Source organism: Leptolyngbya sp. FACHB-711 (genome assembly GCF_014695615.1).
In the GTDB taxonomy this organism is placed as follows: domain Bacteria; phylum Cyanobacteriota; class Cyanobacteriia; order Elainellales; family Elainellaceae; genus Leptolyngbya_A.
Map to the genome: position 1 here is coordinate 1 of NZ_JACJOR010000338.1, position 3295 is coordinate 3295.

Annotated in this window: 4 protein-coding genes and 1 pseudogene; 1 reads left to right on the top strand and 4 read right to left on the bottom strand. The window is 49.1% G+C overall.

Features of this window, described 5'->3' with window-relative positions:
• A partial coding sequence (locus H6F80_RS13980) for a VOC family protein (RefSeq protein WP_190792146.1) occupies positions 1-181 on the top strand: 181 nt, incomplete at its 5' end.
• A 51-nt stretch (positions 182-232) separates the two neighbouring features.
• On the opposite strand, the gene H6F80_RS13985 is transcribed toward H6F80_RS13980, so the two are convergent.
• The 4 genes and pseudogenes from H6F80_RS13985 to H6F80_RS29440 form a co-directional block, all read right to left on the bottom strand.
• Positions 233-985 carry a hypothetical protein gene (locus H6F80_RS13985; protein ID WP_190792147.1) on the bottom strand — a complete coding sequence of 251 codons (753 nt, stop codon included), beginning with the start codon at positions 983-985 and terminating at the stop codon, positions 233-235.
• Between the two features lie 392 nt (positions 986-1377).
• A complete protein-coding gene (locus H6F80_RS13990; protein WP_242067352.1) occupies positions 1378-2652 on the bottom strand; it encodes a hybrid sensor histidine kinase/response regulator in 1275 nt (424 codons plus the stop codon).
• A 168-nt stretch (positions 2653-2820) separates the two neighbouring features.
• A pseudogene (locus H6F80_RS30800) lies at positions 2821-3045 on the bottom strand (PAS domain-containing protein); the annotation flags it as partial.
• Positions 3042-3295: methanogen output domain 1-containing protein (locus H6F80_RS29440; RefSeq protein WP_242067353.1), on the bottom strand; the 254-nt coding region annotated here is incomplete at its 5' end. The pseudogene H6F80_RS30800 and the gene H6F80_RS29440, both read right to left, overlap by 4 nt.

The window sequence follows — 3295 nt, forward strand, 5'->3', positions numbered from 1 at the left end:
TCCCGAAGCCTGTGGGCTGCGCCATCTTTCTTTTGCAGTTGAAGATTTAGATCAAGCCGTGGCAGATTTGCGATCGAAAGGCGTAGAACTCGAGCCAATTCGAGTGGATGAACTAACCGGAAAACGGTTTACCTTTTTTCAAGATCCCGATCGACTGCCACTGGAAGTTTATGAGATATAAGCGTTCAATACCTTTTTGGCTTACGCCCTAACGCGACTATAAACAAGGTTCTTATTTCTGTTCAATCCTAGTTCGGTACTTTGGCGGCACTCGAACGTGGTGAGGATCAAGGAAATCAATTAGATCGATGAGCTTACTGTGAATTAATACAAGTCTCTCAGCTTCAACCTTTGACGCATTTCCCATCGTGTCAATATCGTCTCTCAGCTTCGCGAACCAGCCCGCAAACTCCGGATCGCTCATCTTTTTCACAAACGTTGCGTAACCAATGCAATCATATCCAATCGCTTCACTATTAGAACGAGGAACTGTCATGATTTCCCCAATCGCTCGCTGCTTACCGTTATGGAGTTGGAAAGTGCCTCCGGCTTTGTAATGTGCAAAGGCTTGATTGATATTGACCAGTAGTTCACTCAAGGGACGGTTCAGTTCTAGCTCACCCAAGTCCAAAAACTGAATTTCTCGGCGTAAAATTTCTACCCATCCAAGGTACTCCGCCACAACGTACAGGGTGTTGTTAATCGCATAGCTCTGTGAGGATGGCGATCGATGGTAGAAACGCTCCAAAAACCTGTTCTGATGAATGTTGTACAAGCGGCTCTGAAGATCAATCGCTGAGCGCAATAAGGGATCTCGGTACTTAGACATTAAAGCAGCCGTCTGAGCTTCACGCGATTCGGCTTCACGCTGCTTTGTAAGGCGGTCAGTTAATCGGGCAATACGAGTTTGACCGTAAATACTGATGACTGCGCTAATAACGGCAACAATTGCTGCAAGGATTGCAGTAATGACTTCAGGCTTCATCTAGCTTGCTGATATGCTTATTTTCTGAAATTTACTTGCTCTCGATATGAACAGATGGCTTTGAAACTACTACCACTACTTACAACTCAAGCGAGATAACGGCAAAGTTGAGCGGCTGCAGAGATCTTGAACTGAGCACCAAGGGCGAGCGTCCGCTCCAACGACTTGTTAGCCTGCAACTTCACCGATCGCCTCACTCTGCTTGGCTTTCCACAGTTTAGCTCGAAACCACGATCGCCCCAACTAACATCCTTTTGAACGATCGCACCCCTTGCCGATGACCTCAAAATCACGAACCCGAAGACTTCTGGGCGCTCGCACTACCATCGTTACTCTGGAAGTGCCGTAGCCATAGACATTCCTACAGCCAAGTCCGAAATCGCAAATTGGTATTAGATACCTCTGATTCGTCCAGCCAGATTTGCAATCACTGCAATTAATTCAGCAGGTTCAACTGGTTTGGCAACATGGGACTGGAAGCCTGCTAAAAGAGCAGCCCTGCGATCCTGAGTTCTGGCATACGCTGTCAGGGCTATAGCGGGAATTTTTCCTCCGTTTTCTGGTTCCAGTGCTCTGACTCGACGTAACAGAGCATAACCGTCTTCATCCGGCATCCCAATATCACTAATTAATATATCCATCGGCGTCGAAGATGCGGTTAGTGCTGAGATTGCATCGTCTGCTGAAACTGCAGCCATGACTTCTGCCCCACAAACTTCTAGCGTGTAGGTGAGTAAATCCCGAATATCCGCGTCGTCATCCACGATTAGTATCCTCAATCCATCTAGCCGAGGGGAGCAGTCAAACGGGACACTGCCTCCCACCGCTGGATGCACCCGTTCTGGTTCAATTGCTGTCAGTCCAACAGCCATCAGTGGTAGTTTCACTGTAAACGTTGATCCTTGTCCTTCTCCTGGGCTTTCAGCGTGCACCGTTCCGCCATGCAGCTCCACCAATTGGCGGACGATCGCTAAACCCAGCCCTAGCCCACCAAAGGAACGGGTGATGGAACTATCTGCCTGGCGAAAGCGCTCGAAGACGTAGGGGAGGAATTCGGCACTGATGCCTTGACCTGTATCCGCCACAACAATTTCAACATGAGAGTTAATTCGTTGTAGGCAAACCTGAACCCGCCCGTGTTTCGATGTGAACTTGATCGCATTGCTGAGCAGATTCCAGACAATTTGCTGTAGCCGCTCGGAGTCTCCTAAAACAGGACCTGCTGCTGGATCGAGCACCGATTGCAGTCGTATGTTTTTTGCATCAGCGGTAGGTCGCACCGTATCCATCGCTGCCTCAATCACCGGCAATAGCTCAACCGTTTGAACATCGAGGCGAATCTTTCCTGTAATAATGCGTGAGATATCCAGGAGATCATCAACCAACTGCGCCTGAGATCTAGCGTTGCGCCCGATCGTTTCCAGAGCGCGATTCATCGTTGCTTCGTCTACCCTCTTGGTCCGAAGGATCTGAGACCAGCCAAGGATGGCATTGAGGGGGGTCCGCAGTTCATGGGAAACGGTTGAGAGAAATTCATCCTTCAATCGATTAAGATTCTCAGCTTCTGCTCGTGCTTTCTCAGCCTCCGCTCGTGCTTTTTGTTCCTGCACCAGAAGTTGAGCCCGCTCTTCTTCCGCTCGTTTCCGTTGCCGGATCTCTTTTGCCAATTCATCGATCTTCTTGTTAAGTAGGATGAATCGGCTACTGGCAGATTCCCTACTTTTTAAGCGCAATAAAATTAATGCAGGCGATTCGGGTGACCACGGTCGGATGGCTGCCCCTTCAGAGCGACACAAGCAAGTTTCTCCATTGTTGGCACTCAAGGTTAATGATCCAAGCACCATTCCTCGACTGCTGGAGCAATTGCGTAGATACTGTCTGACTTGATCAGGAGGATTGGTTACCAGCTCAAAGAGCATTTTCCCTTGCAGTATCTGGTGGTGTAGCCCCAGCATCTTGGAGAATGACGGGTTGGCAGCCAGGATCTGACCGTTTACCGAAATTAGGAGCACGGGTTCTGGCAAAAGTCTGGCGAATTCGAGAAACTGTTCGGGAGTCACCCCTCATTCTCTCCCCTGAAGTATTCTCTTCCTTGACTTTCTTCTGCCTCTGGAGTGGGTTTCAAATAAACGACCACCTGGCATCCAGGCGCCCCCGTCGCTATCGTCTCTTGCAGTTCCACCTTGGCGTACCCTAAATTGTCCGCTGCAATGGAGCCAAAAACATTTGAGGTCATCATACACATAGCGGGGCGATCGATGACTTTTTCAGCAAACGGGCAAGCACGGTTCCCTAAGACAATCTTTTCAT

Bases quoted from the DNA above. Each gene is read 5' to 3' on its own strand.
- H6F80_RS13985 (WP_190792147.1), bottom strand. From the start codon at position 985: ATGAAGCCTGAAGTCATTACTGCAATCCTTGCAGCAATTGTTGCCGTT.